Genomic DNA, 26,769 nt, shown 5'->3' on the forward strand with positions numbered 1-26,769 from the left:
TTACAGGCTATTGAAAACGCGGTTTTCCTGCTCCGCTACGCGGATAAAGGTGGTGCGTTTGGTCAGTTCTTTCAAACGGGAAGCGCCCACGTAGGTGCAGGCAGAACGCAGGCCGCCAAGGACGTCGCGCGCGGTGTTCTCAACCGGGCCACGCAGCGGGAGCTTAACGGTTTTACCTTCTGCTGCCCGATACTGCGCAACGCCGCCGACGTGGCGAGTCATTGCGGATTCAGAGCTCATGCCGTAGAACAGCATGAACTTCTCGCCGTTCTCTTCAACGACGGTGCCGCCGCTTTCTTCGTGCCCTGCCAGCATACCGCCCAGCATCACAAAGTCTGCGCCACCGCCAAACGCTTTAGCCACGTCGCCCGGCACGGTGCAGCCGCCGTCGCTAACGATTTGACCGCCCAGCCCGTGGGCTGCATCGGCGCATTCAATCACTGCGGACAGCTGGGGATAGCCAACGCCGGTTTTAACGCGAGTGGTGCATACGGAGCCAGGGCCGATGCCCACTTTAACGATATCGGCACCGGAGAGAATCAGCTCTTCACACATCTCGCCGGTCACAACGTTACCAGCACAGATGGTTTTGCCCGGCCAGGCTTCACGGGCTTTGCTGACAAACTGGGTGAAATGTTCGGAATAGCCGTTCGCGACATCGATACAGATAAAGTTCAGGCCAGGGTGCAAAGCCAGTATCTGCTTGGTTTTGGTGAAGTCGGCTTCAGACGTACCGGTAGACACCATGATATGGCGCAGCACGCTTTCTGGAGCAGATTTCACGAAGTCGCTCCACTGCTCTACCGTGTAGTGTTTGTGAACCGCGGTGAGGATGTCAAAGGAGGCCAGCGCTTGCGCCATGGCGAAGGTACCGACGGTATCCATGTTCGCCGCAATAATCGGCACACCAGACCACGCAATACCAGAATGTTTGAATGTGAATTCGCGCTCTAGCTGTACGTCAGAGCGGCTCTTTAAAGTGGAACGTTTCGGGCGAATAAGAACGTCTTTAAAACCTAACTTCAAATCTTCTTCAATACGCATGTTGCGGATTCCTGGTAATGGCGATGGACGCGGGAACGTTATCGGCGACGGCTCTAAATAATTCAAGTTGCAGAAAGGCGGCAAACTCTTGAATACCCCCAGGAGCTTACTTAAGTAAGTGACTAGGGTGAGAGAATGCAGCTAACGCGCCTGCAGCTTGAAGTATGACGAGCGTACAGCTGCCAACTCCAGTGACGCTATCATACGCACTAATAATGGCTCCGCAAGACTGCGAAAACAGTCTTTTTTAAGCTACAATCGTTAAAATTTACCTGAGAAACAGGCCAGAATAAGCGGGAAGAAAAAGGCTTTCATTTTTTGTCGCTTTTTCTCTTGATTATCTCAGGCAAGAAAATGCTATATCTGTCTGATTAAAATAAGTTTAAGGTCCAGCTCTTATGGTTTATACGGTGGCGTTAACGGGTGGGATTGGCAGCGGAAAAAGCACTGTCGCCAACACTTTTGCCCGATTAGGGATCGCCGTAATCGATGCCGATGTGATAGCGCGGCAGGTTGTTGAACCCGGTCAGCCTGCACTGAATGCTATTTCGGAACATTTTGGAAAAGAGATCCTGCTGCCAGATGGCTCACTGAATCGCCGGATCCTGCGTGAAAAGATCTTTTCTTCCCCCGCTGAAAAGCAGTGGCTGAATGAGCTGTTGCACCCGCTAATTCACCAACTCACCCAAACCGAAATCAACCATGCCCGCTCGCCCTATGTACTCTGGGTGGTGCCTTTACTGGTGGAAAATCATCTACAGCATAAAGCCGATCGCGTGCTGGTTGTCGATGTCTCCCCAGAGGTACAGATCGCACGGACTATCAGCCGTGATAACGTCAGTCGCCAGCATGCAGAGCAGATCCTTGCCGCCCAGGCGACGCGAGACGAGCGGCTGGCGGTGGCTGATGATGTGATTAATAATGACGGCTCGCCTGATCGGGTAGCTGTTCATGTTGACCGTCTGCATCGCCAGTATCTGAAACTGGCTCATCAGGCCGCACAACAGGATAAAGAATAATGAGCACTCAGATCCTTTTTGAGCATCCACTAAATGAAAAAATGCGCACCTGGCTGCGCATTGAGTTCTTAATCCAGCAGCTTGAAGTGTCGCTGCCGATTACGGAAAGCGCTGACGCACTGCACTTTTTCCGCAATATCGGCGATCTGCTGGACGTTTTTGAGCGCGGCGAAATCCGCACGGATATTCTCAAAGAGCTTGAACGCCAGCAGCGTAAGCTGCTGAGCTGGTCGGAAGTGCCGGGCGTTGATATGCAGCGCATTGACTCGCTTCGCGCTCAGCTGAAAGAACGCGGCAGCGTGTTGATGTCCGCCCCGCGTATAGGGCAAACGCTGCGTGAAGATCGTTTGATTGCGTTGGTTCGCCAACGCTTGAGCATTCCCGGCGGCTGCTGTAGCTTCGATCTTCCGACGTTGCACATCTGGCTCCACCTGCCGCAGGCGCAGCGCGATGAGCAGGTTAATTTTTGGCTGGCAAGCCTTCAGCCGCTGCGACAATCCCTGGATTTGCTGCTTGATATCATTCGTAATTCCGCTCCGTTCCGCAAACAGACAAGCCTCAACGGTTTTTACCAGGATAACGGCGATGACGCTGATTTGCTGCGCCTGCAGATAGATCTCGCGTATCAGCTCTACCCGCAAATTTCCGGGCATAAAAGCCGTTTTGCGATCCGCTTCCTGCCGCTGGACAGCGAGCGCGGAACCATCCCTGAACGCCTCGATTTTGAACTGGCGTGCTGTTAAGGAGAAAAGATGTCTGAACCTACCGTTGTGAACTGTCCCGGCTGCGGCAAAGCCGTTATCTGGAACGAAACCAGCCCCTACCGCCCGTTTTGCAGCAAGCGCTGCCAGCTTATCGATCTAGGCGAATGGGCCGCAGAAGAGAAACGTATCCCGAGCAGTAGCGATCTCTCTGACACGGATGGCTGGAGCGAAGGAGAGCAGCCTTAAGGCTGCTGAAGCTTCTTAATAACGGGCTCGTTAGCCGGTGGAAAATCATCGGCTTTCAAATCCTGCTGCGGTATCCACTGTCCCGGCTGCCCTTCTTTACCCCAAGGCTCACCTTCCCAGCCTTCTACCAGGAAAAACCACAGCGTGATATGCCTGTCGGGGAACTGGTAGGCCAGCTTCTCAAACTGCACGTAGCGCGTCGCGGCGATCCCGACCTCTTCCTGCAGCTCGCGTACCAGAGCCTGTTCGGGCGTTTCCCCTGCTTCGATTTTACCGCCCGGAAATTCCAGCTTGTTGGCCATGTGCGCATCGGCGGCTCGACGCGTAATGAATATCTCGCCCTGTGCATTGCGAACGATCCCGACGGCGATTTGCAGTTGTTTCATTTTTGTTCAGATGCTCCATAAAGAAAAGGCGCAGCAAGCTGCGCCTTTATCAGTCATTAAGTGCTTAGCTCAGACGGCCGTGGCACTGCTTGAATTTTTTACCGGAACCGCACGGGCACGGGTCGTTACGGCCAACTTTACGCTCGCCGGTTTCACCAGCCAGTTCCTGTGCGGCCTGAGTCTCGGCATCAACGTGGCTCAGTTGCTGCATTTGCGCCAGACGCTCTGCTTCTTCGCGGCGCTGCTGCTCCATCGCTTCTACTTCTTCAGGCATGCGCACCTGAACCTTGCTCAGGGTGCTGATCACTTCGTACTTCAGCGACTCAAGCATGGCGGCGAACATGGAGAAGGATTCGCGTTTGTATTCCTGCTTCGGATCTTTCTGCGCGTAGCCACGCAGGTGAATGCCCTGACGCAGGTAGTCCATTGCCGCCAGGTGTTCTTTCCACAGGGAATCAAGCGTTTGCAGCATGACGCCTTTTTCAAAGTGACGCATCATCTCTGCGCCAACAACCTCTTCTTTGCGCTGATACACTTCGATGGCGTTTTGCAGAATACGCTCGCGCAGCGTTTCTTCATGCAGCTCCGGCTCTTTGTCCAGCCACTCTTTGATCGGCATTTCCAGGTCGAAGTCGTTTTTCAAACGTTCTTCAAGCCCTGGAATATCCCACATCTCTTCAAGAGACTGCGGCGGGATGTGCGCATCAATAGTGGTCTTGAACACATCTTCACGGATGCTATTGATGGTTTCGCTTACGTCACTCACGTCCAGCAGTTCATTACGCTGGCTGTAAATCGCGCGGCGCTGGTCGTTAGCCACATCATCGTATTCCAGCAGTTGCTTACGAATATCGAAGTTACGGCTTTCAACTTTACGCTGTGCGTTAGCAATCGCTTTGGTAACCCATGGGTGCTCGATGGCCTCACCTGGTTTCATACCCAGTTTACGCATCATGCCAGACACGCGATCCGAGGCGAAGATACGCATCAGGGCATCTTCCATAGACAGGTAGAAGCGGGAAGAACCGGCATCACCCTGGCGACCAGAACGACCACGCAGCTGGTTATCGATACGGCGAGATTCGTGGCGTTCGGTACCGATGATGTGTAAACCGCCGGAAGCCAGCACCGCCTCGTGGCGTTTCTGCCAGTCCGCTTTAATCTGCGCAATTTGCTCAGGAGTAGGGTCTTCCAGCTCGGCCACTTCTGCCTGCCAGCTACCGCCCAGCACGATGTCCGTACCACGACCCGCCATGTTGGTTGCAATTGTTACCGCAGCAGGATAACCCGCCTGTGCAACGATGCCCGCTTCATTGGCGTGGAATTTGGCGTTCAGCACGTTGTGCTTGATGCCCGCTTTAGTCAGCTCGGCAGAAACTACTTCGGATTTCTCGATGGAGATTGTCCCCACCAGAACCGGCTGGCCGTTTGCCGTACGCTCTTTGATGTCTTCGATAATCGCGCCGATTTTGTCCATTTCGGTCATGTAAACCAGATCCGGCATATCTTTACGGATCATCGGACGGTTGGTCGGAACGACGATAGTGTCGAGTTTGTAGATAGAGCTGAATTCGAACGCTTCGGTGTCTGCGGTGCCGGTCATACCGGCAAGTTTCTCGTACAGACGGAAGTAGTTCTGGAAGGTGATGGAAGCCAGCGTCTGGTTCTCATTCTGGATATCAACGCCTTCTTTGGCTTCCACTGCCTGATGCAGACCATCGGACCAGCGGCGGCCCTGCATGGTACGACCGGTGTGCTCATCAACGATAATGACTTCGCCATCTTTAACGATGTAGTCAACGTCACGAGTAAACAGCACGTGTGCGCGCAGCGCGGCGGTAACGTGGTGCATCAGCATGATGTTGGTTGGAGAATACAGCGACTCGCCTTCCTCCATGATGCCTTCGCGAACCAGCAGTTCTTCAACCAGCACCAGACCACGCTCGGTGATGTTTACCTGGCGAGATTTTTCATCCACGGAGAAGTGGCCTTCACCCTGGAAGGTGTCGGAGTCTTCTTTTTCCTGACGGATCAGGTGCGGGATGATCTTGTTTACTTTTTTGTACATCTCGGAGCTGTCTTCAGCCGGACCGGAGATGATAAGCGGCGTACGAGCTTCATCGATAAGGATGGAGTCCACCTCATCCACCAGCGCGTAATGCAGTTTGCGCTGTACGCGTTCTTCAGGGCTGAACGCCATGTTGTCACGCAGGTAGTCAAAGCCGTATTCGTTGTTTGTTCCGTAGGTGATATCTGCGGCATAAGCTTCACGCTTGGCCGGAGCTGGCATGTTCGGCAGGTTGATACCCACGCTCAGGCCAAGGAACTCGAACAGCGGACGGTTATTTTCCGCATCACGCTGGGCCAGATAGTCGTTCACTGTAACCACGTGAACACCTTTGCCGCTTAAGGCGTTGAGGTATGCTGGCAGCGTTGCCGTCAGGGTTTTACCTTCACCTGTACGCATTTCAGCGATGCAGCGATCGTTTAGCACCATACCGCCCAGCAGCTGGACGTCGAAATGGCGCATGCCGAATACGCGCTTACTTGCTTCGCGCACCACGGCGAAAGCTTCAGGAATTAAGGTTTCTAGCACTTCGCCTTTTTCAAGACGGGCACGGAACTCGTTGGTTTTAGCTTTCAGCTCATCGTCGGACAGCTTCTCCATTTGTGGTTCCATGCCGTTGATCATGGTGACCACTTTACGCATACGGCGTAGGGTACGGTCGTTACGACTGCCGAAAACTTTAGTTAACATTTTGATTAGCATAATTAATTCTCAAACGCCTGCCACAAAGCAGATCTACAAAAAGTGTTATAATTTAAAGGTACTTTTTTGCTTAACTGAGGCGTTGTGGCCCGGCGCGGATGCCCTGCACCTGGCTAATCCAGAGAGCGGTACTGAATGTCGCCACGGCAGGACGCTGCCAGAGAGAAATATGGCGGACGATGACAGGGGGTTTGCTTTCCTGGGTTAATAACGCATTGAGCGTATCCAACAAAGCCAGATGCTGAGCCTGAAGCGGCAAACTCTCTTGTACAACCGGCAGCGTTTGCGGTGCCATTGCAAAAGAGAGATGGCGGATTACGGTACGAATGGCATGCTGATGCCAGTAATCCACATTAAATGACGGGCGACGAGTGCTTTCCTGCAATAATACCAGGCTATCGAAGCTAACCTGGTTAAGATGGTCCTGACTGCTGGCGGAGGTTTCCGCTGGAGTGGTATGGTCGGTATTTCCGCTGAACGCAGGCATGCCAAAACTCGCCGCGACCATCCCCAATAGGAGATGCGGCCAGAAATAACGTCTGCCAAGTTGTCGCCAACGATTTAGAATACCAATCACTTTTTCCGCCGGAGCTTATAGTATGCGCGATAGTCGCCCGCAATCTTTAGAGAATCTTTTCGACGACGCCGGTGCTCAAAGCATGCTGCAAAATGTGCAACAGCGAGCGGCTGCCCTACTGCGGCTAAACCGGGCAGTGAGAGGAATATTACCTGCTCAACTGCACCCCTGGTGTCGAGTCGCGAATTTCCGACAGGGGGTCCTCGTACTTGAAACGGCGAATGCCAGCTGGTTGATGCGCTTACGCTATGAACAATCCACGCTGCTGAGTGCATTACGCGCACAAATATTACCATCATTGACGTCAATCGACATCAGGATTAATCCAACGCTTGCAGCAATTGGACAGGATTCCGTACAAGAAAGCAGCAATCAGGTGGTAAACAAGAAATTTGAGGTAAATCGAGAATTGAGCGCGCACAGCGCGGAGGCATTACGAGAAGTGGCGAAGCGTAGCCCAGAGAAGTTAAGAGCAGCAATAGAACGACTGGCTTCATTGGCCGGAGAGAGTACCAATAAAAACCAGTCGTAATCGAGAGTCAGGCGTTACGCCAGCACCATAGTAGGTGCTTTGAATGCCAGCGGAAGTTCAGCGTCATCTTCGAAGGTTGCCCATTCCCAGGCTTCCTGCTTCGCTAAAACTGCCTGCAACAGTTTGTTGTTCAGCGCATGACCAGATTTATAGGCGGTAAACGCGCCGATAATGTTGTGGCCACACATGAACAAGTCACCGATAGCATCCAGCATTTTGTGACGAACGAATTCATCTTCAAAACGCAGGCCGTCTTCGTTCAGTACGCGATAATCGTCAACAACGATGGCACAATCGAAGCTGCCGCCCAGGCACAAACCACGGGACTGCAGATATTCGATATCACGCATAAAACCGAAAGTACGAGCGCGGCTGATCTGGCGCATAAACGCGTCCGCAGAGAAATTCATGCGGTAACGCTGGGTGCTGGCATCAATCGCCGGATGGTTAAAGTCGATGGTAAAGTCCAACGAGAAACCATTGTACGGCTTGAATTCAGCCCATTTATCGCCGTCTTCAACACGAACCGTCTCTTTGACGCGCACAAATTTCTTCGCGCAGTTCAGTTCATCAATCCCGGCATCAAGCAGCAGGTAGACGAATGGCGCTGCGCTACCGTCCATGATTGGGATTTCTGGCGCATCGACTTCAATAACAATGTTGTCGATACCCAGCCCAGCCAGGGCAGCGTTAAGGTGCTCAACGGTAGAAATCCGCACATCGTGCTCGTTCACCAGGCAAGTACAGAGCATGGTATCACGCACAGATTTGGCATCTGCCGGAAAATCTACCGGAGGATTCAAGTCGGTGCGACGATAGATGACCCCGGTATTTGCCGGCGCAGGGCGTAACGTCAGTGTGACCTTTTTGCCGGTATGTAAACCGACGCCAGTCGCCTGAACGATACGTTTAAGTGTCCTTTGTTTGATCATCGTATAATCTCGCCAAATTACCTATCCAACCGAAGTGTATATCACAATCGGCAGGCCAGTTTAGCACAAAGAGCGGAGATGCCCAACTTCCGGTTTATTCTTAATCAGCTTGCTTACGCAAGAATGCTGGAATATCCAGGTAGTCCGGTTCTTTCGCTGTTTGTGGCGTGTTGTCGTTAACGACTTTGGCCGCAGGCTTTTGTTCCTGAGTCAGAGGCGCCATACCGTGCTGCTGATAGCGGTCCATCACAGGCTGCTGAGTCTGTTTGTTCGTCACCAGGGTGATTTCTGGACGCTTGTCCATGCCAATACCGGTAGCAACAACGGTTACGCGCAGCTCATCGTTCATCTCTGGATCCAGAGAGGTACCGATAACTACGGTTGCGTTATCAGAAGCAAACGCACGGATGGTGTTACCCACGGTTTCGAACTCATCCAGACGCAGATCAAAGCCAGCGGTGATGTTGACCAGCACGCCGCGTGCGCCGGACAGGTCGATATCTTCCAGCAGCGGGCTGGAAATTGCCATTTCTGCTGCTTCTTCAGCACGGTCTTCACCGCTTGCCACACCAGAGCCCATCATGGCATAACCCATTTCGGACATGACGGTGCGCACGTCAGCAAAGTCGACGTTCATCAGGCCCGGACGGGTAATCAGTTCAGCGATACCCTGCACTGCGCCTTTAAGCACATCGTTTGCCGCACCAAAAGCGTCGAGCAAGGAGATGCCACGACCAAGCACTTTCAGCAGCTTGTCGTTTGGAATAGTGATCAGAGAATCCACGTGCTTAGACAGCTCGGCGATACCCTGCTCCGCGAACGCCATACGCTTTTTGCCTTCGAAGTTGAAAGGCTTAGTCACGACGGCTACGGTCAGAATACCGAGGTCTTTAGCGACTTCCGCAACGACAGGGGCGGCACCTGTACCGGTACCACCGCCCATACCTGCGGCGATAAACACCATGTCTGCCCCTTCAAGCGCGGCGCGCAGTGCATCGCGATCTTCATCGGCTGCGGAACGACCTACTTCAGGGTTAGCTCCAGCGCCCAGACCTTTGGTAATGCCATTACCAATCTGGATCGTCTGGCCTACTGCAGTTTTACGCAACGCCTGCGCGTCGGTGTTCACTGCGAAGAATTCAACGCCTTCGATGCGCTCGCGCACCATGTGTTCAACGGCATTACCGCCGCCGCCACCGACGCCGATGACTTTAATCACCGCGTCGTTGGTCAGTTCCATAGGTTCAAACATAGTTTCTCTCCGTTTTGTGCCTGTCGCCTGAGACCGCTAATTTTGTCCGGTCTCTTATAAAATTTAAAACTCTTTTCTCAGCCAGCTGTTGATTCGCTTAAACCATGAGCCGACAGAGGTCCGTTTTTCCACTTCAGCTTCACCACTGAGATGAGATTCTTTCCCGTAGTGCAGCAAGCCGACTGCAGTCGAATAGTACGACTCCTGGGCATAATCAGTCAGGCCAGTAATATTTAACGGCTGTCCGATACGCACCTGCGTATGGAAAACGCGCTGAGCACAGGCTGCCAGACCTTCAATTTGTGCTGCGCCGCCGGTTAACACAATCCCCGCCGCCAGGTGGTGCTTCACACCCTGCTGGCGAAGCTGTTCTTGTAACTGCAAAATCTCTTCGTTGACCAGGTTGAGCAGCTCGGTGTAACGCGGCTCAATAACCTCTGCAAGCGTCTGGCGCTGCAGACTACGCGGCGGACGTCCACCCACGCTCGGCACTTCAACGTTCTCATCTTTGCCAACAATCGACCCAAGCGCGCAGCCGTGGCGTACTTTAATGGCTTCTGCATCGCTTGGCGGCGTGCCGAAGGCATAGGCGATATCGCTGGTGACTACATTTCCTGCATAAGGAATAACTTTGGTGTGGCGCAGCGCGCCGCCAGTGTATACCGCGATATCCATTGTACCACCACCGATATCCACCACGCAGACGCCCAGTTCACGTTCGTCTTCGGTCAATACCGAGTAGCTTGCAGCAAGGCCTGCAAAAATGAGTTGGTCAACTTTCAGGCCACATCGTTCAACGGCTTTAACAATGTTTTTCGCCATATCGTTGTGGCAGGTGATCAAGTGGACCTTGGCCTGCATACGCACGCCAGATAACCCTACCGGATTTTTGATCCCTTCCTGATAATCGATTGCATATTCTTGCGGGATTACGTGCAGAACGCGATGTTCATCACGCACGCGCACCGACTTAGCGGTATGAACGACGTTTTCCACGTCCTCCTGCGTTACCTCTTCTTCTGAGATAGGCACCATACCAATTTCATTCTGGCAGCTAATGTGCTTGCCGGACAGCGCCAGGTAAACCGAAGAAATCTGGCAGTCCGCCATGAGTTCGGCCTGATCGATGGCGCGCTGCACGCACTTTACTACCGATTCAAGGTCGTTAACGCCGCCTTTGTCCATACCCCGGGACGGGCAACTGCCCACGCCGATAATATTAACCATACCGTCGGGCAGAACTTCCCCTACTAAAGCGGCGACCTTCGCGGTCCCGATCTCCAGTCCTACTACCAGTTTTCTGTCCGTCGCCTTGATCATTGTTGTTCTGCCTGTGCCTGATTCTGTTGCTGATTAGGATTAGGTTCCTGTACGGGAGCGGGCTGCCAGCCTACCGCCGCGCCAGAGTCATACCGCAGGTCGACATAGCTGACGACTTTATTGTCAGCCAGCCCCTGCTGCTGCAGAACCGGATAGAGTTCCACAAAGCGACTCAGGCGTTTCATCGTATCGCCCCGGCCCAGGTTGAGCTTAATACCGTTATTCAGCGTCAACTGCCAGGAACGACGGGCGGTCATCGCCGCCTCGTTCAACGTGAATTTATCCTTTGCCAGCACTTCGCCCATTGCGCGATAGCCCTGCAGCACTTCACCCTCACTTCCTTCCGGGCCCGATAACATCGGTAAAGTCTGCTTTCCCGTACGCTCTGCCGGAACACTGAAGGAATTTCCTTCCGCGTCTATCATGTGTTGGTCATTCCAACGCGCTATGGGCACATATTCAACCAGATGAATCTTCAATTCGTCCGGCCACTGCTTTCTAACGCTCGCCTGCTTGATCCACGGCAAACGCTCAATCTGTTGCTGGATGATGTTCACATCCTGCGTCATAAAGGTGCCCGGTGGGCCCAGCGCCAGAATGGACTGGCGAACATCATCATTGCGCGTGTAGTGCCGATCGCCGGTTAACACCAGTTTGGAAAGCGGCAGACGCTGAGCATCTTCCATCCAGCCGACCACAATCCAGCCGCCGATAAACACGGTAAATAGCACTATACTCAGGAAGATAATCCCGGCCAGCCGTCCGCCGTTGCTACGACGGGTGCTGGTCGGTTCTTCCTGGCGATTACGCGCATTCAGGGCTGCTTGCGACATATCAGTCCGCCAACTCCAGAATACGTACTACCAGTTGGGAGAAGGTCATGCCCGCCTGCCGTGCCGCCATCGGCACCAGGCTATGGCTGGTCATGCCCGGTGACGTGTTCACTTCCAGCAGATAAAACTGCCCATCGCTATCCTGCATAACGTCCACACGACCCCAACCGCTACAGCCCAAAACCTGCCAGGCCTGTAGCACTAATGCCTGCAATTCCTGCTCGCGCTGCTCAATTAAACCGCTCGGACAGAAATATTGAGTCTCATCAGAGAGATACTTCGCCTCATAATCATAGAAGGTTCCAGCAGGTTGGATACGAATTGACGGTAATATTTCCTCACCGAGGATCGCCACCGTATATTCAGGCCCGCTTAACCATTTTTCGATCAGCACTTCTTCATCATGTTTGAAGGCTAATTCCAGCGCTGCGGGCAGCGCGGCGGCGCTATCCACCTTCGACATCCCCACGCTTGAACCTTCACGGCTAGGCTTGACGATAACCGGCAAACCCAGCTCTGCAATACGTTCTGACGTTGCGGCCGCTATACCCGATTCAATATCACGACGCGTCAACGCCACCCACGGCGCTACCGGCAAACCCGCACCTTGCCACAGCAGCTTGGTGCGCAGTTTATCCATCGTGATAGCTGAAGCCATCACGCCGCTGCCGGTATAAGGCAGCCCCAGAAACTCTAAAAGCCCCTGCAACGTACCGTCTTCGCCGCCGCGCCCGTGCAGCGCGATGAAAATCTTGTTGAACCCCAGCGCTTTCAGCTCGGTTGCGACAGTATCTTTTAGATCGACACCGTGCGCGTTGACGCCACCCTCTATCAAACCAGCCAGTACGGCAGCACCGGACTGCAAGGAAACCTCACGTTCGGCGGACGTGCCCCCCAACAGGACAGCGATTTTATCAGCCATGTTGGTCTTCCTCTTTAGGTTGAGGCTGTAATTTGATTTCAGCCAGGTTGCGCGCGATTTTGCCGATGTTCCCTGCACCTTGCACGAGAATCAGGTCGTTTCCTGTTAAGACCGGCGCAAGCATATCTGCAACCTGGCTCGCTTCTGGCACCAGAATCGGGTCGACTTTGCCACGGCTGCGAATGGTACGGCATAGCGAGCGGCTATCAGCACCAGGGATTGGCGCTTCCCCGGCAGCATAAACATCCAGCATCAGTAGCGAATCTACCTGCGACAATACGTTAGCAAAGTCGTCGTATAAATCGCGAGTACGCGTATAACGATGCGGCTGGAAGACCATCACCAGATTTTTGTCCGGCCAGCCCGCGCGGGCGGCTTTGATCGTCGCGTCCACTTCCGTTGGGTGGTGACCATAATCATCCACCAGCATGGCGCTGCCTGCTTTGCCATTTACCGGCTCAAGCGGGTATTCGCCGAGGAAATCAAAGCGACGACCAGTACCCTGGAAGCTTTCCAGCGCGCGTAAAATCGCTTCGTCTTCGATTCCTTCTTCTGTTGCGACGGCAACGGCGGCGGCAGCGTTCAGGGCGTTATGGCGGCCCGGCGCATTCAGCGTCACATGCAGCTCAGGCCTGTCAAGGCGCACGATGGTGAAGTGCCCCTGCGCTCCTGTCTGACGATAGTTCTCAAGACGTACATCCGCGTCGTCGCTAAAACCATAAGTAGTGGTTTGACGGCCCACGCGCGGCAATAGCTCGCGAATTACCGGATCGTCCACGCACATCACAGCACGACCATAAAACGGCAAATTGTGCAGAAAATTAATAAACGTCTGCTTCAAATTTTCGAAGTCGCCCTGGTAAGTATCCATGTGATCGGCTTCGATATTCGTCACAACGGAGACCATCGGCTGCAAATGCAGGAACGACGCATCGCTCTCATCCGCTTCAGCAATCAAATAACGACTGTGGCCCAGGCGTGCATGGGTTCCCGCAGCCTTTACCAGCCCGCCGTTAACAAACGTTGGATCCAGACCCGCTTCGGCGTAAATGCTGGAAACCATCGCTGTCGTCGTTGTTTTACCGTGCGTACCCGCGATGGCGATGCCGTGGCGAAAACGCATTAATTCAGCAAGCATTTCCGCGCGACGGATAACCGGAATACGCGCTTCATGGGCGGCGACGATCTCCGGGTTATCCGCAGAAATCGCCGTAGAAACTACCACCACGCTGGCGTCCAGTACGTTCTCCGGACGGTGGTTGAAATAAATAGTGGCACCCAGTGCCGACAACTGTTGCGTGACCGGGTTCGGCGCCAGATCGGATCCGCTAATCTGGTAACCTTCATTGGCTAAAACTTCGGCAATACCGCCCATACCGGCGCCGCCGATGCCAACAAAGTGAATGTGCCGGACGCGACGCATCTCGGGCACGATAGAACGCAGTTTCGCCAGTTGTTGTGTATTCATTCTCTAACCTGCAGCGCCAAGCGCCATTACATCAAAAATTCACGGGTGAAACTCACCACCCACAACCATTACGCCAGTGCTGCGGCGCTCACTTCTTTGGCTACCCGCTCGGTCGCATCAGGAATGGACGCAGCGCGCGCGCGTTCGGCCATAGCCAGCAGCGTCACTCTGTCCCACCCGGCGAGCGTTTCGGTAACGGCATCCACGGTAAACTGCGGTTGCTCCAGTATTTTGGCAGCTCCGGCCTTTTCCAGCGGCAGCGCGTTCCAATATTGCTGCCGGTCTTTATGCTGGAAGGGAACAAACAGTGCAGGCAATCCAGCGGCCGCAATCTCGCTCACGGTTAACGCCCCTGAGCGACAGACTACGACATCGGCCCACGCATAAGCGGCGGCCATATCATCAATAAATTCGGTCACTTTGTGCTGAGGCTGCGCGGCTTCGGCATAGGCCTGCTGAACAACCGCCTGACCGCCTTTACCACACTGATGCCAGATAGTCACAGCATCGCCAAGACGCCCAGCCACCTGCGGCATAGTCTGGTTTAGGACGCGAGCGCCCTGCGAACCACCAACGACCAGCACGCGCACCGGGCCTTCACGCCCTGCAAAACGTTCCTGCGGCAGCGGCAGCGCCAGCACGTCAGTGCGCACCGGATTACCCACTACGTCCGCTTTCGGGAACGCACCCGGGAAAGCCTGCATCACCTTTTTGGCGATTTTTGCCAGCCACTTGTTGGTCAGGCCCGCAATGCCGTTCTGCTCGTGAAGAACAACCGGAATGCCGAGGGACCACGCGGCCAGGCCACCGGGGCCGGATACATAGCCGCCCATACCGAGGACAACATCCGGACGATAGGCCTTCATGATCGCCCGCGCCTGACGCCACGCGTTGAAGATACGCAACGGTGCCAGCAGTAAAGCCTTCACGCCTTTTCCACGCAGGCCAGAAATGCGGATAAAGTCGATTTCAATGCCGTGTTTCGGCACCAGGTCCGCTTCCATACGATCGGCGGTACCGAGCCAGCGCACCTGCCAGCCCTCAGCCATCAGATGATGAGCTACGGCAAGGCCCGGGAAAACGTGTCCACCGGTACCGCCCGCCATCACCATTAACCGCCGGGATTGATTGCTCATCGCACACCCCGTGTAAACGCCTGGGCTTTAGCCAGACGTGTTTCATAATCAATACGCAGCAACATCATGATTGCCGTAGACATTATCAACAAACTCGAACCACCATAACTGATGAGCGGCAATGTCAGGCCTTTCGTCGGCAGCATACCCGCCGCCGCGCCCACGTTAACTAACGCCTGGAAGCTGAACCAGATACCGATGGAACATGCGAGGAAGCCCGCAAAACGTTGATCCATTTCCAGCGCGCGTTTGCCGATGGACATCGCACGAAAAGCGACGAAGAATACCATCAATAAAGCCAGTACCACACCGATATATCCCAGTTCTTCGCCGATGATGGAGAAGATAAAGTCAGTGTGCGCTTCCGGCAGATACTCCAGTTTTTGTACCGAGTTGCCTAAGCCCTGGCCCCACAATTCGCCGCGCCCGAAAGCCATCAGCGATTGTGTCAGCTGATAGCCGCTGCCAAACGGATCTTCCCACGGGTTCCAGAATGAGGTGACGCGGCGGATACGATACGGCTCGGCAAGGATCAGCAGGATAACCGCTGAAATACCCATGCCGATGATCGCGATGAACTGCCACAGTTTCGCACCCGCAAGGAACAGCATCGCAAGCGTAGTGACAAAGAGTACAACAACCGTACCAAGGTCAGGCTGGGCCAGCAGCAGCACCGCCATCACCAGAATCACGCCCATCGGCTTAAGGAAGCCGCGCAGGTTGTTACGCACCTCATCAACCTTACGCACCAGGTAGTTGGCGAGATAGCAGAACAGCGACAGCTTGGTGAACTCCGCAGGCTGAATACGCAGCGGGCCGAAGGCAATCCAGCGCGACGCACCGTTAACCGAGCTACCCACCACCAGTACAATCAGCAGCATAGCGATAGAAAGCAGCAGCATGGCCGTGCTGTGCCGCTGCCAGAACTCCATCGGCAGGCGCAGGGTAATCAGCGACAGGGCAAACGCCAGCACGATGTATAAACCGTCACGTTTAGCAAACAGGAAAGGATCGTTTGCCAGGCGTTGGCCTACCGGCATCGACGCCGACGTCACCATGATAAAACCGATGGCGGCAAGGCCAAAGGTCAACCACAGCAGAGTGCGGTCGTAGAGCACCATGCTGTTAGAGTCGGCTTCACGAGAGCCCATCACCCAGCCTTTCAGCGCGGTCGACACCCATGACAGGATGGCAAATCCTGGAATACGTGGCATACGCAGGCGAGGGAGTGATAAACGCATCAGCCTAGCTCCTTCGCAAGACGGGCAAAGAGATCGCCACGCTGTTCAAAGTTTTTAAACTGATCGAGGCTGGCACAGGCCGGTGACAGCAGCACCATGTCCCCTGGCTTAACGCGCGGGCCAATAAGCTCCATCGCCTGCGCCATGGTTTCGGTTTGCTCTGCCACTTCTGGGCGCAGCGCAGCCAGTTCAGCCCCGTCGCGGCCAAAGCAGTACAGACGAACGTTCGGCCCTTGCAAATACTGGGCAAGCGATGAGAAATCAGCGGATTTCCCGTCACCGCCGAGCAGCAGATGCAGCGTACCGTCAACGCGCAGACCATTCAGCGCGGCTTCGGTGCTGCCGACGTTGGTCGCTTTTGAGTCGTTAATCCAGCGCACGCCGTTGTGTTCCCAGGCCAACTGGAAACGGTGCGCCAGGCCGGTAAACGTGGTTAGCGCCTTCAGGCTGCTGGAACGCGGGAGTTTCACCGCATCGGCCAGCGCCAGCGCGGCCAGCGCGTTGGTGTAGTTATGCTGGCCTACCAGCTTCATTTCGTTGGTATTAAGCACCTTTTCGCCCTTGACGCGCAGCCAGGTATCCCCCTGCTGGCGGTTAAGGTGATAGTCGCCGACATCGACGCCAAAGCTGATGCAGCGCTCGTCCGCGCCGCGAACCGGCATGGTCAGAGCATCATCCGCGTTGACGACGCAAACGGCCGCATTCTCGTAAACGCGCAGCTTGGCCGCCCGATACTGCTGCAGACCAAACGGATACCGATCCATGTGATCTTCAGTAACGTTCAGGATCGTGGCCGCCGCCGCTTTCAGGCTAAGGGTAGTTTCGAGCTGGAAGCTAGAAAGTTCGAGCACGTACAGTTCGCGGTTTGGCTCAAGCAGCATCAGCGCGGGCAGACCAATGTTTCCACCTACTCCGACGTTTACGCCAGCGGCTTTTGCCATCTCGCCGACCAGAGTCGTCACGGTGCTTTTGCCGTTAGAGCCGGTAATGGCCACGATAGGAGCCTGAGCCTCGCGGCAAAACAGTTCGATATCGCCGATAATTTCCACCCCGGCTTCCGCCGCGGTGCTTAACGCAGGATGCGCCAGCGCAATGCCAGGGCTGGCAATAATCAAATCGGCAGCCAGTAGCCAGTCTTCATTCAGCGCACCAAGGTGGCGCTCTACCGCTTCAGGCAGTTTGTCCAGGCCTGGCGGTGAGGTGCGGGTGTCCATCACGCGCGGCGTAACACCGCGCGCAAGGAAGAAATCCACGCAGGACAGGCCGGTTAAACCCAGCCCAATGATGACGACTTTTTTACCCTGGTAATCTGCCATTATTAACGCACCTTCAGCGTAGCCAGGCCTATCAGGACCAGCATCAGCGAGATAATCCAGAAGCGCACGATAACGCGCGGCTCTGGCCAGCCTTTCAATTCATAGTGGTGATGGATAGGCGCCATGCGGAAAATACGCTGTCCGCGCAGCTTAAAGGAGCCAACCTGCAGGATAACGGAGAGCGTTTCGACCACGAACACGCCGCCCATGATCACCAACAGGAACTCCTGGCGCAGCAGAACCGCGATGGTGCCCAGCGCGCCGCCCAAAGCCAGCGAGCCAACGTCGCCCATAAAGACCTGAGCCGGGTAGGTGTTAAACCACAGGAAGCCCAGACCCGCGCCGACGATCGCCGTACAGACAATCACCAGCTCACCCGCGTGACGAAGGTAAGGGATGTGCAGGTAGCCCGCAAAGTTCATGTTACCGGTAGCCCAGGCCACCAGCGCGAATCCACCTGCCACCAGTACGGTCGGCATAATCGCCAGGCCATCAAGGCCATCGGTCAGGTTCACCGCATTGCCGGTGCCGACAATAACGAAGTACGCCAGCAGAACGTAGAACAGACCAAGCTGCGGCATCACGTCTTTAAAGAACGGCACAACCAGCTCGGTGGCTGGCGTTCCTTTTCCGGCGATGTACATGGTGAAGGCAACGGCAAGAGCAATCACCGACATCCAGAAGTACTTCCAGCGCGCGATCAGGCCCTTCGTGTCTTTACGGACAACCTTGCGGTAGTCGTCGACAAATCCTATCGCCCCGTAGCCGACCAGCACGAAGAGCACGCACCAGACATAGGGGTTAGAAGGATAGGCCCACAGCAAAACTGAAATGACGATAGAGGTCAGGATCATGATCCCCCCCATCGTCGGCGTGCCGCGTTTACTGAAGTGCGATTCAGGACCGTCATTGCGGACGACCTGGCCGAAAGAAAGTTGCTGTAAACGAGCGATCATGCGCGGGCCCATCCACAAAGAGATAAACAGCGCGGTCAGCAGGCTGACGATGGCGCGAAACGTCAGATAGGAAAAGACGTTAAAGCCGGAATAATATTTGACCAAATGTTCGGCCAGCCAAACTAACATGTCCCAATCTCCTGTAATGCGTGCACCACCTCTTCCATGGCAGCACTACGTGAACCTTTCACTAAAATGGTGATAATTGAATGCTCGGCAAGTAGCGCCTTCAGGCGGGCTATTGCGGCTTTTTTATCGGTAAAATGCTCGCCAACGCCAGAGGCCTGGCTGATGGTTTCGCTCAGTACGCCAACGCTTAATACGCAGTCGATACCCGCGGCTTTTGCGGCTTCGCCAACCTGACGATGGCAATCTTGCGCCTCCGCCCCCAGCTCGCCCATATCGCCAACAACCATCACGCGATAGCCCGGCATCTCAGACAGAACCTGGGCGGCGGCGGTCATCGAACCGACGTTGGCGTTGTAGCTGTCATCGAGCAGCAGCTGCGTTTCGGCAAGCTGAATGGGATACAGGCGGCCCGGCACGGCCTTCAGCTCTGCAAGGCCTTTTTTTACAGCATCAAGCGGTGCGCCGACGGCCATCGCAAGCGCGGTTGCTGCCAACGCATTGGCGATATTGTGACGGCCCGGCAACGGCATCACCACGTCTACATCGCCCGTAGGGGTCTGCAGCGTGAATTCCGTACCGTGAGAGGTGATATGCACGTTTGTCGCGGTGAAATCGCTACCGGACGCATTCGGCGAGAAGCGCCAGGTTTTGCGATCGCCAATTACGTTCTGCCAGTTAAGCCAGTCGTTATTGTCGGCGTTCATGATCGCAATGCCGTTCACAGGCAAACCGGTGAAGATTTCCCCTTTCGCCTTCGCAACCCCAGCCAAAGAGCCAAAGCCTTCGAGGTGTGCGGCTGCGAGGTTATTTACCAGAGCGGCTTCCGGGCGGGTGAGTCCTACGGTCCAGGCGATTTCACCCTGGTGGTTTGCACCCAGTTCGATGACCGCATAATCATATTCAGGCGTCAGGCGCAGCAGCGTCATCGGCACGCCGATGTCGTTATTCAGGTTACCGGCGGTGTAGAGCGTGTTGCCGCACTGGCGAAGAATGGCCGCCGTCATCTCTTTTACGGAGGTTTTACCGGACGAGCCGGTCAACGCAACGACCCGCGTTGGCACCTGCTGGCGTACCCACGCAGCAAGTTCACCAAAGGCCAGACGCGTATCCTCAACGACGAGCTGAGGCACATCAATCGGCAGGCTGCGGCTGACAAGCAGCGCACCGGCACCGCCTTTGACGGCCTCTTCAGCAAAGTCATGTGCGTCAAAACGTTCGCCCTTAAGCGCCACGAACAGGCAGCCCGGCGTTAATTTACGTGTATCGGTAGTGACATCGATGATGTTGGCATCCGCGCCATGCAGCTGCCCGCGCAGAATACCGGCGAGTTGGCGTAATGAAACGCGAATCATGCCACAACCCCCAGCAGGCGGGCTGCGGTAACGCGGTCGGAGTAGTCCAGGCGGCGGTTGCCAACGATTTGATAATCTTCATGGCCTTTACCAGCCACCAGCACCACGTCGTTTTCTTTAGCCTGCATGATTGCGTTGGTGACGGCTTCTGCACGCCCCAGCACCACGTAAGCGCGACCAGCATCCAGCATGCCAGCGAGGATATCTTCTACGATAGCCTTTGGTTCTTCCGTACGCGGGTTGTCGTCGGTAACGACGACCACGTCGGCGTACTGTTCCGCAATAGCGCCCATCATCGGGCGTTTGCCCTTGTCGCGGTCCCCGCCGCAGCCGAACACGCACCAGAGCTTGCCGGTACAGTGCAGACGCGCGGCCTGAAGCGCTTTTTCCAGCGCGTCCGGTGTATGGGCGTAATCCACCACTACCGTGGTTTTACCCGGCGCGGTGAAGACTTCCATGCGCCCGCAAACCGGCTGCAGGCATTCTGCCGTTGTCAGCAGATCCGCAAGCGGATAACCGAGCGCCAGCAGCGTCGCCAGCGCGAGCAGCAGATTGCTGACGTTAAACGCGCCCATAAGACGACTTTCAAATTCGCCGTCGCCCCACGATGAGCTGAAGTGTATCGTCGCGCCGCCGTCGTGATAGTGAACGTTTGTCGCCTTCAGCCAGCGGCCCCGGCAGCCGGGCTGCAGATTATCTTCCATGGTCACCGCAACGGCATCCGGTAAACGAGCCAGCCATTTGCGCCCGACTTCGTCGTCGGCGTTGATGATGGCCTGTCCGGCTTCGTGCTCGGAGAACAGCAGCCACTTGGCGGCTTCATAGCCCGCCATGTCGCCGTGATAGTCGAGGTGGTCACGACTCAGGTTGGTGAATACGGATGCGGCAAATTTTAGTGCCGCCACGCGGTGCTGCACTAGCCCGTGGGAGGAGACTTCCATCGCGGCAAACGTCGCGCCCTGCCCGTGCAGGTTAGCAAGCACTTGCTGTACGTCGACGGCTGAACCGGTGGTATTTTCAGTTGGGATAACCTGATTGAGCAGACCGTTGCCCACGGTCCCCATCACCGCGCTGGTTTCACCCAACAGCTGCGCCCACTGGGCAAGAAGCTGTGTTGTGGTGGTTTTACCGTTGGTGCCCGTTACGCCGACCAGACGCAGCGCGTCGGAAGGTTCGTGGTAGAAACGCCCCGCCAGCGCGGAGAGTCGTTGATGCAGTTGGCTAAGATAGATAACCGGCACGCCGTGCATTTCACGGATTTCGCCGTCGCTTGCTTCGCCTTCCGCTTCAGCTACGACAGCGGCTACGCCTTGCGCAATCGCCTGCGGGATATATCGACGCCCGTCCGCCTGATGACCGACCACCGCCACAAAAAGGTCGCCCGAAGCCGCCACGCGGCTATCGAGTGTCATCTCTCGCAGTGCTCTCTCCGGTGCCGTTGGCACCCACGGAGCGAGAAGGTCGCGCAAATTACGATCTGCCACCTGATCCCTCTTTCTGATTAATTACAAATTCGCTTTTTTCACCGGTTGCCAGCGCGTCCGGTTCGATGTTCATGGTACGCAGAACGCCGCCCATGATGGCACCAAACACAGGTGCGGAAACGGCACCACCGTAGTATTTACCTGCCTGCGGATCGTTTATCACCACCACCAACGCAAAGCGTGGGTTGCTGGCAGGTGCTACGCCCGCGGTGTAAGCAATGTATTTGTTGATGTATTTTCCGTCCGGGCCGACTTTCTTCGCCGTACCGGTTTTAATCGCGATACGGTAGCCTTTGATAGCCGCTTTCACACCGCCGCCGCCAGGCAGGGCCACGCTTTCCATCATATGAACGACGGTGCGCACGGTGGATTCCGGGAAGATACGTTCGCCGGGGACCGGCGGATCAACTTTGGTAATCGACAGCGGACGGTAAACCCCGTAGCTGCCGATGGTTGCGTAGACTCGCGCTAGCTGTAACGGCGTTACCATTAGCCCGTAGCCGAAAGAGAAGGTGGCCCTCTCTATGTCAGACCACCGTTGTTTTTGAGGATATAAGCCACTGCGTTCCCCGACCAACCCCAAATTGGTCGCTTTTCCCAGTCCAAAACGTGAGTAAGTATCTACTAACGCTGAGGAGGGCATCGCTAACGCCAGTTTGGAAACCCCGACGTTACTCGACTTCTGTAATACCCCGGTGAGGGTTAATTCGCTGTAGCGCGCCACATCCTTAATCTCATGACCATTGATGCGGTACGGAATGGTATTCAGTACGGTGTTTTCCTGCACCACGCCGCGCTGGAGTGCGGTCATAACCACCATCGGCTTAACGGTTGAACCAGGTTCAAACACGTCGGTGATGGTGCGGTTACGCATGATGTCTTTTGCGGTGCCGGTCAGGTTGTTCGGGTTATAAGACGGGCTGTTCGCCATCGCCAGTACTTCACCGGTGTTTACATCTACCAGCACGGCGCTGCCTGATTCAGCTTTGTTAAACGCCACGGCGTTGTTGAGCTCGCGGTAAACCAGCGCCTGCAGGCGCTCATCAATGCTCAAAGCTAGGTTATGAGCGGCCTGGCTGTCGGTAGACGAAATATCTTCGATAACGCGGCCGTATCGGTCTTTACGCACGATGCGCTCGCCGGGCTGGCCGGTTAGCCATTTATCAAAGCTTTTTTCAACGCCTTCAATGCCCTGACTGTCGACGTTGGTGAATCCGATGAGGTGAGCGGTTACTTCGCCGGAAGGATAGTAGCGGCGTGATTCTTCACGCAGGTGAATCCCCGGTAGCTTCAGCTTCTTGATGTAATCGCCGATATCCGGGTTAACCTGACGCGCAAGATAGATAAAGCGGCCTTTTGGGTTGCTGTTGACGCGTGAAGCAAGCTGGTCGAGCGGCATTTTCAGCGCGTCTGCCAGGGCCTTCCAGCGGTTATCAAGGGTGATACCGCCAGCCTCATGCAGCTCTTTCGGGTCGGCCCAAATCGCTTTTACCGGCACGCTCACCGCCAGCGGGCGGCCTGCGCGGTCGCTTATCATGCCGCGTGAAGTTGACACTTCCTGCACGCGCAGGGAACGCATGTCCCCCTGGCGCACCAGCATATCCGGGGCGATAATCTGCAGCCAGGCAACGCGTCCTAACAGAAATGTCAGCGCCAACAAGATACAACCGCAAAGCAACGCAAAACGCCAACCGATAAAGTTGGCCTGCTCTTCCTGGCGTTTTGGTTTAAGCGTTTTTGCCGCTGCTCTCATCTGTCACGCGATTCCTTATTGCTGAACTACGATGTTTTCCTGCGATGGATCGACATGCTGCAATTGCAGCTTTTCCGTCGCGATCCGCTCCACACGGCTGTGATCGCCGAGTGCGTTTTCTTCTAAAATCAGGTTGCGCCATTCGATATCCAACGCGTCGCGCTCAACGACCATTTGTTCACGTTGCGCCGTGAGCAGACGGGTGTGGTGCGCGGTCGTTACGACAGAAATGGCGGTAAAAATGATCGCAATAAACAGACAGAGTGGCAGTTTGCCGTGGCGCAGGAGATCTCCGCCAATGACCGTTGGCAGCGCATGACGCTCGTTGCTGCCAAGCTGGGTCACTTTCCCCAGGGCTTCTGTCACTCTGCCGATCATGCGTTAGTCCTCTCAGCGATGCGCAGCACCGAACTGCGCGCGCGCGGGTTTTCCGCCACTTCTTCCTCACCCGGCATCATTTTGCCGAGCGCTTTCAGGTAGCGACCACCGAGTTTGTTTAACTGCGCTTCCGTCATCGGCAGGCCGGCGGGCACCTGCGGGCCACGGCTATTTTCGCGCATAAAGCGCTTCACGATGCGGTCTTCAAGGGAGTGGAAGCTAATGATCGACAGGCGGCCGCCCGGCGATAAAGCCTCAATGGAACCTTTCAGCGCGTTTTCGATTTCTTCCAGCTCGCTGTTGATCCAGATACGAATGGCCTGGAAGGTGCGCGTTGCCGGATGCTTGAATTTGTCTTTCACCGGCATGGCCGCAGCCACCACCGTTGCCAGCTCTTTGGTGCGCGTCATTGGCTGTTCGCGATTGCGCTCAACGATGGCGCGGGCAATACGCTTGCCAAACTTCTCTTCGCCGAAGGTTTTAATGACCCAGGCAATATCGGCTTCGTCAGCGGTCATCAACCACTGTGCGGCAGATTGTCCACGGGTGGGGTCCATGCGCATGTCCAGCGGACCGTCGCGCATAAATGAGAAGCCGCGCTCTGCATCATCAAGCTGCGGAGAGGAAACGCCAAGGTCGAGCAAAATACCGTCGATTTTGCCCTGCAGATCGCGTTCGCGCACATATTCAGCCAGTTCGGAAAACGGGCCGTGAATGATGGAGAAGCGCGGGTCATCGATGGCCTGCGCCGCGGCAATGGCCTGCGGATCGCGATCGATAGCCAGCAGGCGGCCTTCTGCCCCCAACTGGGAAAGAATCAGCCGTGAATGACCACCGCGACCAAAAGTGCCATCAATGTAGATGCCATCGTGACGAATATTGAGACCGTTCACGGCCTCATCAAGCAGCACCGTAGTGTGTTTAAAATTTTCCATCATTACTTATAGTGACAGGTCCTGCAGGCGATCCGACAAACCGGTCGTCTCCTGCTCAGCGTCGATGTCTTCCTTGATCTGTTGATGCCAGGTCGTTTCATCCCACAGTTCAAACTTATTGAACTGCCCGACCAGCATGACTTCTTTGGTCAGCCCGGCGTGCTGGCGTAAAACAGGCGCCAACAGTAATCGCCCGGCACTATCCATTTGACACTCACTGGCATGGCCAAGTAACAGACGCTGAACGCGGCGTTCTACAGGATTCATGCTCGACAAACGGGCTAGCTTTTGTTCAATAATTTCCCACTCGGGGAGGGTATAGAGCAGCAGGCATGGGTGATGGATGTCGATGGTGCAAACCATCTGACCTTCAGAGATGTCGATCAGCTTTTCCCGGTATCGGGTAGGCACGGCAAGCCGCCCCTTGCTGTCGAGATTGACTAACGTTGCCCCTCGGAACATGCCAGCCTCACCCTAAATTGCCTCATTCCACCACTTTACCCCACAAATTCCCACATAAAGGAGTTTACGGAGCGGAGGAAAAGCTTGTCAAGCAAGCCTCGCGGCGGAGGGAAATAAAAAACCCCACCTAAGCGATTGATTAATGGCTGGCATGAAAAGCGCGGCACTTGCGAAGCTGAAATTAACGTTATGAATATTTGAAAGAAAAGAGACGAATAAACATATAGCTCGTTAAATCGACTGAAAACCTGATAGAGAAAATATGAAGTACTCAGTTTGCGACGCGGTCGGCATTTTAAGGTATTTCCCAGCACTATGACAGCGCCAGATGCAGGCTAAACGCAGTGCGGGGGCGGGTTTGGGCGGGATGAATTCGCTATTGTTTAATTATCCGACACTTTTTATCCATTCGTATGTAACAAAATAATACAGTGTCGGAATTTATTACTTTTAAGGTTTAACTTCTTTACATTTAAGACCCCGAATTAATTACCTGAAATTAAGAAGGGGAATTAATAGAAGAAAAATCTTAATTAACAAAGGCAGCCGAAACTGCCTTAAGAACTTAGTGGCGACTTAAGCTGCCGCGGCGATAAAGATTGCGGCGAATCCGGGTCAGTCCAGGTTTAGGTTTACGCGGCTCATCCAGGTTTGCGAGAACCAGTTCCAGCACGCGTTCGGCCACATCCCGATGGCGCTGCGCCACGGCCAGCACCGGGCATTGCAGGAAATCCAGCAGTTCGTGATCGCCAAAAGTAGCGATAGCCAGCTCAGACGGCAAACGCCCTTCGCGGCGTAAAGTAACGTCCATCACGCCCTGAAGAAGCGCAAACGAAGTGGTAAACAACGCCTGTGGCATCGGATGGGTTTCAAGCCATTTTTCGAAGAGCTGCCCTGCGGCTTCGCGTTCGTAGCTGTTGGCATATAAGAAATGGACTTCGCGGGGATCGTCTTTCCAGGCCGTACGGAACCCTTGTTCACGCAGATAGCTGACGGAAAGCTCCGGCAGTGCGCCCAGATAAAGAATCGTGTCGCCAGGGAATTTGCGCAGCTCTTCTGCCAGCATTTCCGCATCGTCCTGGTCCGCGCCAACGACGCTAGTGAAGTGTTCACGATCCAGCGCACGGTCGAGGGCGATGATCGGGAACGGGTCATTTGCCCAGCGCTGATAGAAGGGGTGCTCCGGAGGCAGGGATGTTGAAACGATTATGGCATCGACCTGGCGCTGTAAAAGATGTTCGATGCAGCGCATTTCATTGTCGGGCTGGTCTTCTGAACAGGCGATCAGCAGCTGATAACCGCGCTGACGCGCCTGCCGTTCAAGATAGTTAGCAATACGGGTATAACTGGTGTTTTCCAGATCCGGGATAACGAGCCCAATGGAGCGCGTACGCCCCGCTCGCAAACCCGCTGCCACCGCGTTTGGGTGGTAGTTATGTTCGCGTACAACCGCCATGACTTTCTCAACGGTCTTGTCACTGACACGATACTGCTTTGCTTTACCGTTGATGACGTAGCTCGCCGTGGTGCGCGAAACTCCAGCCAGGCGCGCGATTTCATCCAATTTCACAGTAGCCCCTTAATCAGTAAGTTTTCCATAACCATACCCTGGTCATGGTTAC

Annotated in this window: 25 protein-coding genes; 4 read left to right on the top strand and 21 right to left on the bottom strand. The window is 55.1% G+C overall.

What is annotated here, in order from left to right; all coding sequences use genetic code 11:
- On the bottom strand, positions 1 to 1,044 hold the full coding sequence (locus ACSPHG_RS20015) for a GMP reductase (protein WP_435955222.1): 1,044 nt from the start codon (positions 1,042 to 1,044) through the stop codon (positions 1 to 3).
- Between the two features lie 398 nt (positions 1,045 to 1,442).
- On the opposite strand from ACSPHG_RS20015, the gene coaE reads away from it, so the two are divergent.
- Genes coaE through yacG form a run of 3 tightly spaced genes read left to right on the top strand, consistent with a single transcriptional unit; the run spans position 1,443 to position 3,013 of the window.
- Positions 1,443 to 2,063, top strand: coding sequence for a dephospho-CoA kinase (gene coaE, locus ACSPHG_RS20020; protein WP_435955223.1), 621 nt, complete (start codon positions 1,443 to 1,445; stop codon positions 2,061 to 2,063).
- Positions 2,063 to 2,806 carry a cell division protein ZapD gene (zapD, locus tag ACSPHG_RS20025; RefSeq protein WP_435955224.1) on the top strand — a complete coding sequence of 248 codons (744 nt, stop codon included), beginning with the start codon at positions 2,063 to 2,065 and terminating at the stop codon, positions 2,804 to 2,806. Before coaE ends, zapD begins: the two co-directional genes overlap by 1 nt.
- A gap of 9 nt (positions 2,807 to 2,815) precedes the next feature.
- Positions 2,816 to 3,013, top strand: a complete 198-nt coding sequence (gene yacG / locus ACSPHG_RS20030) for a DNA gyrase inhibitor YacG (RefSeq protein ID WP_435955225.1) — start codon at positions 2,816 to 2,818, stop codon at positions 3,011 to 3,013.
- Here the strand turns inward: yacG and mutT are convergent.
- The 3 genes from mutT to secM form a co-directional block, all read right to left on the bottom strand.
- Positions 3,010 to 3,399 carry an 8-oxo-dGTP diphosphatase MutT gene (mutT, locus tag ACSPHG_RS20035; protein ID WP_435955226.1) on the bottom strand — a complete coding sequence of 130 codons (390 nt, stop codon included), beginning with the start codon at positions 3,397 to 3,399 and terminating at the stop codon, positions 3,010 to 3,012. The two genes, yacG and mutT, sit on opposite strands and share 4 nt — an antisense overlap.
- A gap of 64 nt (positions 3,400 to 3,463) precedes the next feature.
- Positions 3,464 to 6,169: a preprotein translocase subunit SecA gene (secA, locus tag ACSPHG_RS20040; protein ID WP_435955227.1), complete on the bottom strand. Its 2,706-nt coding sequence runs from the start codon at positions 6,167 to 6,169 to the stop codon at positions 3,464 to 3,466.
- A 70-nt stretch (positions 6,170 to 6,239) separates the two neighbouring features.
- The gene (gene secM, locus ACSPHG_RS20045) at positions 6,240 to 6,746 is read right to left on the bottom strand and encodes a secA translation cis-regulator SecM (RefSeq protein ID WP_435955229.1); all 507 of its coding nucleotides are present in this window, start codon (positions 6,744 to 6,746) and stop codon (positions 6,240 to 6,242) included.
- A 22-nt stretch (positions 6,747 to 6,768) separates the two neighbouring features.
- On the opposite strand from secM, the gene ACSPHG_RS20050 reads away from it, so the two are divergent.
- Positions 6,769 to 7,278: a DUF721 domain-containing protein gene (locus tag ACSPHG_RS20050; protein WP_435955230.1), complete on the top strand. Its 510-nt coding sequence runs from the start codon at positions 6,769 to 6,771 to the stop codon at positions 7,276 to 7,278.
- Between the two features lie 14 nt (positions 7,279 to 7,292).
- On the opposite strand, the gene lpxC is transcribed toward ACSPHG_RS20050, so the two are convergent.
- The 17 genes from lpxC to cra all read right to left on the bottom strand — a co-directional run bounded on the left by lpxC (position 7,293) and on the right by cra (position 26,717).
- Positions 7,293 to 8,210 carry a UDP-3-O-acyl-N-acetylglucosamine deacetylase gene (gene lpxC / locus ACSPHG_RS20055; RefSeq protein WP_435955231.1) on the bottom strand — a complete coding sequence of 306 codons (918 nt, stop codon included), beginning with the start codon at positions 8,208 to 8,210 and terminating at the stop codon, positions 7,293 to 7,295.
- 100 nt (positions 8,211 to 8,310) lie between these two features.
- Positions 8,311 to 9,462, bottom strand: a complete 1,152-nt coding sequence (ftsZ, locus tag ACSPHG_RS20060) for a cell division protein FtsZ (RefSeq protein ID WP_435955232.1) — start codon at positions 9,460 to 9,462, stop codon at positions 8,311 to 8,313.
- A 63-nt stretch (positions 9,463 to 9,525) separates the two neighbouring features.
- A complete protein-coding gene (gene ftsA, locus ACSPHG_RS20065; protein ID WP_435955233.1) occupies positions 9,526 to 10,782 on the bottom strand; it encodes a cell division protein FtsA in 1,257 nt (418 codons plus the stop codon).
- Positions 10,779 to 11,615 (bottom strand): cell division protein FtsQ, encoded by an 837-nt coding sequence (gene ftsQ / locus ACSPHG_RS20070; RefSeq protein ID WP_435955234.1) that lies wholly within the window; start codon positions 11,613 to 11,615, stop codon positions 10,779 to 10,781. The genes ftsA and ftsQ overlap by 4 nt, the downstream gene beginning before the upstream one ends.
- A 1-nt stretch (position 11,616) precedes the next feature.
- Positions 11,617 to 12,537 (bottom strand): D-alanine--D-alanine ligase, encoded by a 921-nt coding sequence (locus tag ACSPHG_RS20075; RefSeq protein WP_435955235.1) that lies wholly within the window; start codon positions 12,535 to 12,537, stop codon positions 11,617 to 11,619.
- Positions 12,530 to 14,005, bottom strand: a complete 1,476-nt coding sequence (gene murC / locus ACSPHG_RS20080; protein WP_435955236.1) for a UDP-N-acetylmuramate--L-alanine ligase — start codon at positions 14,003 to 14,005, stop codon at positions 12,530 to 12,532. The genes ACSPHG_RS20075 and murC overlap by 8 nt, the downstream gene beginning before the upstream one ends.
- A 68-nt stretch (positions 14,006 to 14,073) precedes the next feature.
- Positions 14,074 to 15,141, bottom strand: coding sequence for an undecaprenyldiphospho-muramoylpentapeptide beta-N-acetylglucosaminyltransferase (gene murG / locus ACSPHG_RS20085; protein ID WP_435955237.1), 1,068 nt, complete (start codon positions 15,139 to 15,141; stop codon positions 14,074 to 14,076).
- Positions 15,138 to 16,382 carry a cell division protein FtsW gene (gene ftsW, locus ACSPHG_RS20090; protein ID WP_435955238.1) on the bottom strand — a complete coding sequence of 415 codons (1,245 nt, stop codon included), beginning with the start codon at positions 16,380 to 16,382 and terminating at the stop codon, positions 15,138 to 15,140. The genes murG and ftsW overlap by 4 nt, the downstream gene beginning before the upstream one ends.
- On the bottom strand, positions 16,382 to 17,698 hold the full coding sequence (gene murD / locus ACSPHG_RS20095; protein WP_435955239.1) for a UDP-N-acetylmuramoyl-L-alanine--D-glutamate ligase: 1,317 nt from the start codon (positions 17,696 to 17,698) through the stop codon (positions 16,382 to 16,384). Before murD ends, ftsW begins: the two co-directional genes overlap by 1 nt.
- Positions 17,699 to 17,700: 2 nt before the next feature.
- Complete coding sequence (gene mraY / locus ACSPHG_RS20100) at positions 17,701 to 18,783, bottom strand: phospho-N-acetylmuramoyl-pentapeptide-transferase (RefSeq protein WP_271121844.1); 1,083 nt, start codon at positions 18,781 to 18,783, stop codon at positions 17,701 to 17,703.
- Complete coding sequence (gene murF / locus ACSPHG_RS20105; protein ID WP_435955240.1) at positions 18,777 to 20,135, bottom strand: UDP-N-acetylmuramoyl-tripeptide--D-alanyl-D-alanine ligase; 1,359 nt, start codon at positions 20,133 to 20,135, stop codon at positions 18,777 to 18,779. Before murF ends, mraY begins: the two co-directional genes overlap by 7 nt.
- Entirely contained in the window at positions 20,132 to 21,619 is a 1,488-nt protein-coding gene (gene murE / locus ACSPHG_RS20110; protein WP_435955241.1) for a UDP-N-acetylmuramoyl-L-alanyl-D-glutamate--2,6-diaminopimelate ligase, read from the bottom strand. The genes murF and murE overlap by 4 nt, the downstream gene beginning before the upstream one ends.
- Positions 21,606 to 23,372: a peptidoglycan glycosyltransferase FtsI gene (locus ACSPHG_RS20115; protein WP_435955243.1), complete on the bottom strand. Its 1,767-nt coding sequence runs from the start codon at positions 23,370 to 23,372 to the stop codon at positions 21,606 to 21,608. Before ACSPHG_RS20115 ends, murE begins: the two co-directional genes overlap by 14 nt.
- A gap of 15 nt (positions 23,373 to 23,387) precedes the next feature.
- Complete coding sequence (gene ftsL / locus ACSPHG_RS20120) at positions 23,388 to 23,750, bottom strand: cell division protein FtsL (protein ID WP_435955244.1); 363 nt, start codon at positions 23,748 to 23,750, stop codon at positions 23,388 to 23,390.
- Positions 23,747 to 24,688 carry a 16S rRNA (cytosine(1402)-N(4))-methyltransferase RsmH gene (gene rsmH, locus ACSPHG_RS20125; protein ID WP_435955247.1) on the bottom strand — a complete coding sequence of 314 codons (942 nt, stop codon included), beginning with the start codon at positions 24,686 to 24,688 and terminating at the stop codon, positions 23,747 to 23,749. Before rsmH ends, ftsL begins: the two co-directional genes overlap by 4 nt.
- 3 nt (positions 24,689 to 24,691) lie before the next feature.
- Positions 24,692 to 25,147, bottom strand: a complete 456-nt coding sequence (mraZ, locus tag ACSPHG_RS20130) for a division/cell wall cluster transcriptional repressor MraZ (protein ID WP_435955248.1) — start codon at positions 25,145 to 25,147, stop codon at positions 24,692 to 24,694.
- Between the two features lie 565 nt (positions 25,148 to 25,712).
- Positions 25,713 to 26,717 carry a catabolite repressor/activator gene (gene cra / locus ACSPHG_RS20135; RefSeq protein WP_435955249.1) on the bottom strand — a complete coding sequence of 335 codons (1,005 nt, stop codon included), beginning with the start codon at positions 26,715 to 26,717 and terminating at the stop codon, positions 25,713 to 25,715.
- Between the last annotated feature and the right edge of the window lie 52 nt (positions 26,718 to 26,769).

Origin of the sequence: Dryocola baronae, assembly GCF_051297175.1 — a bacterium.
Lineage (GTDB): Bacteria > Pseudomonadota > Gammaproteobacteria > Enterobacterales > Enterobacteriaceae > Dryocola.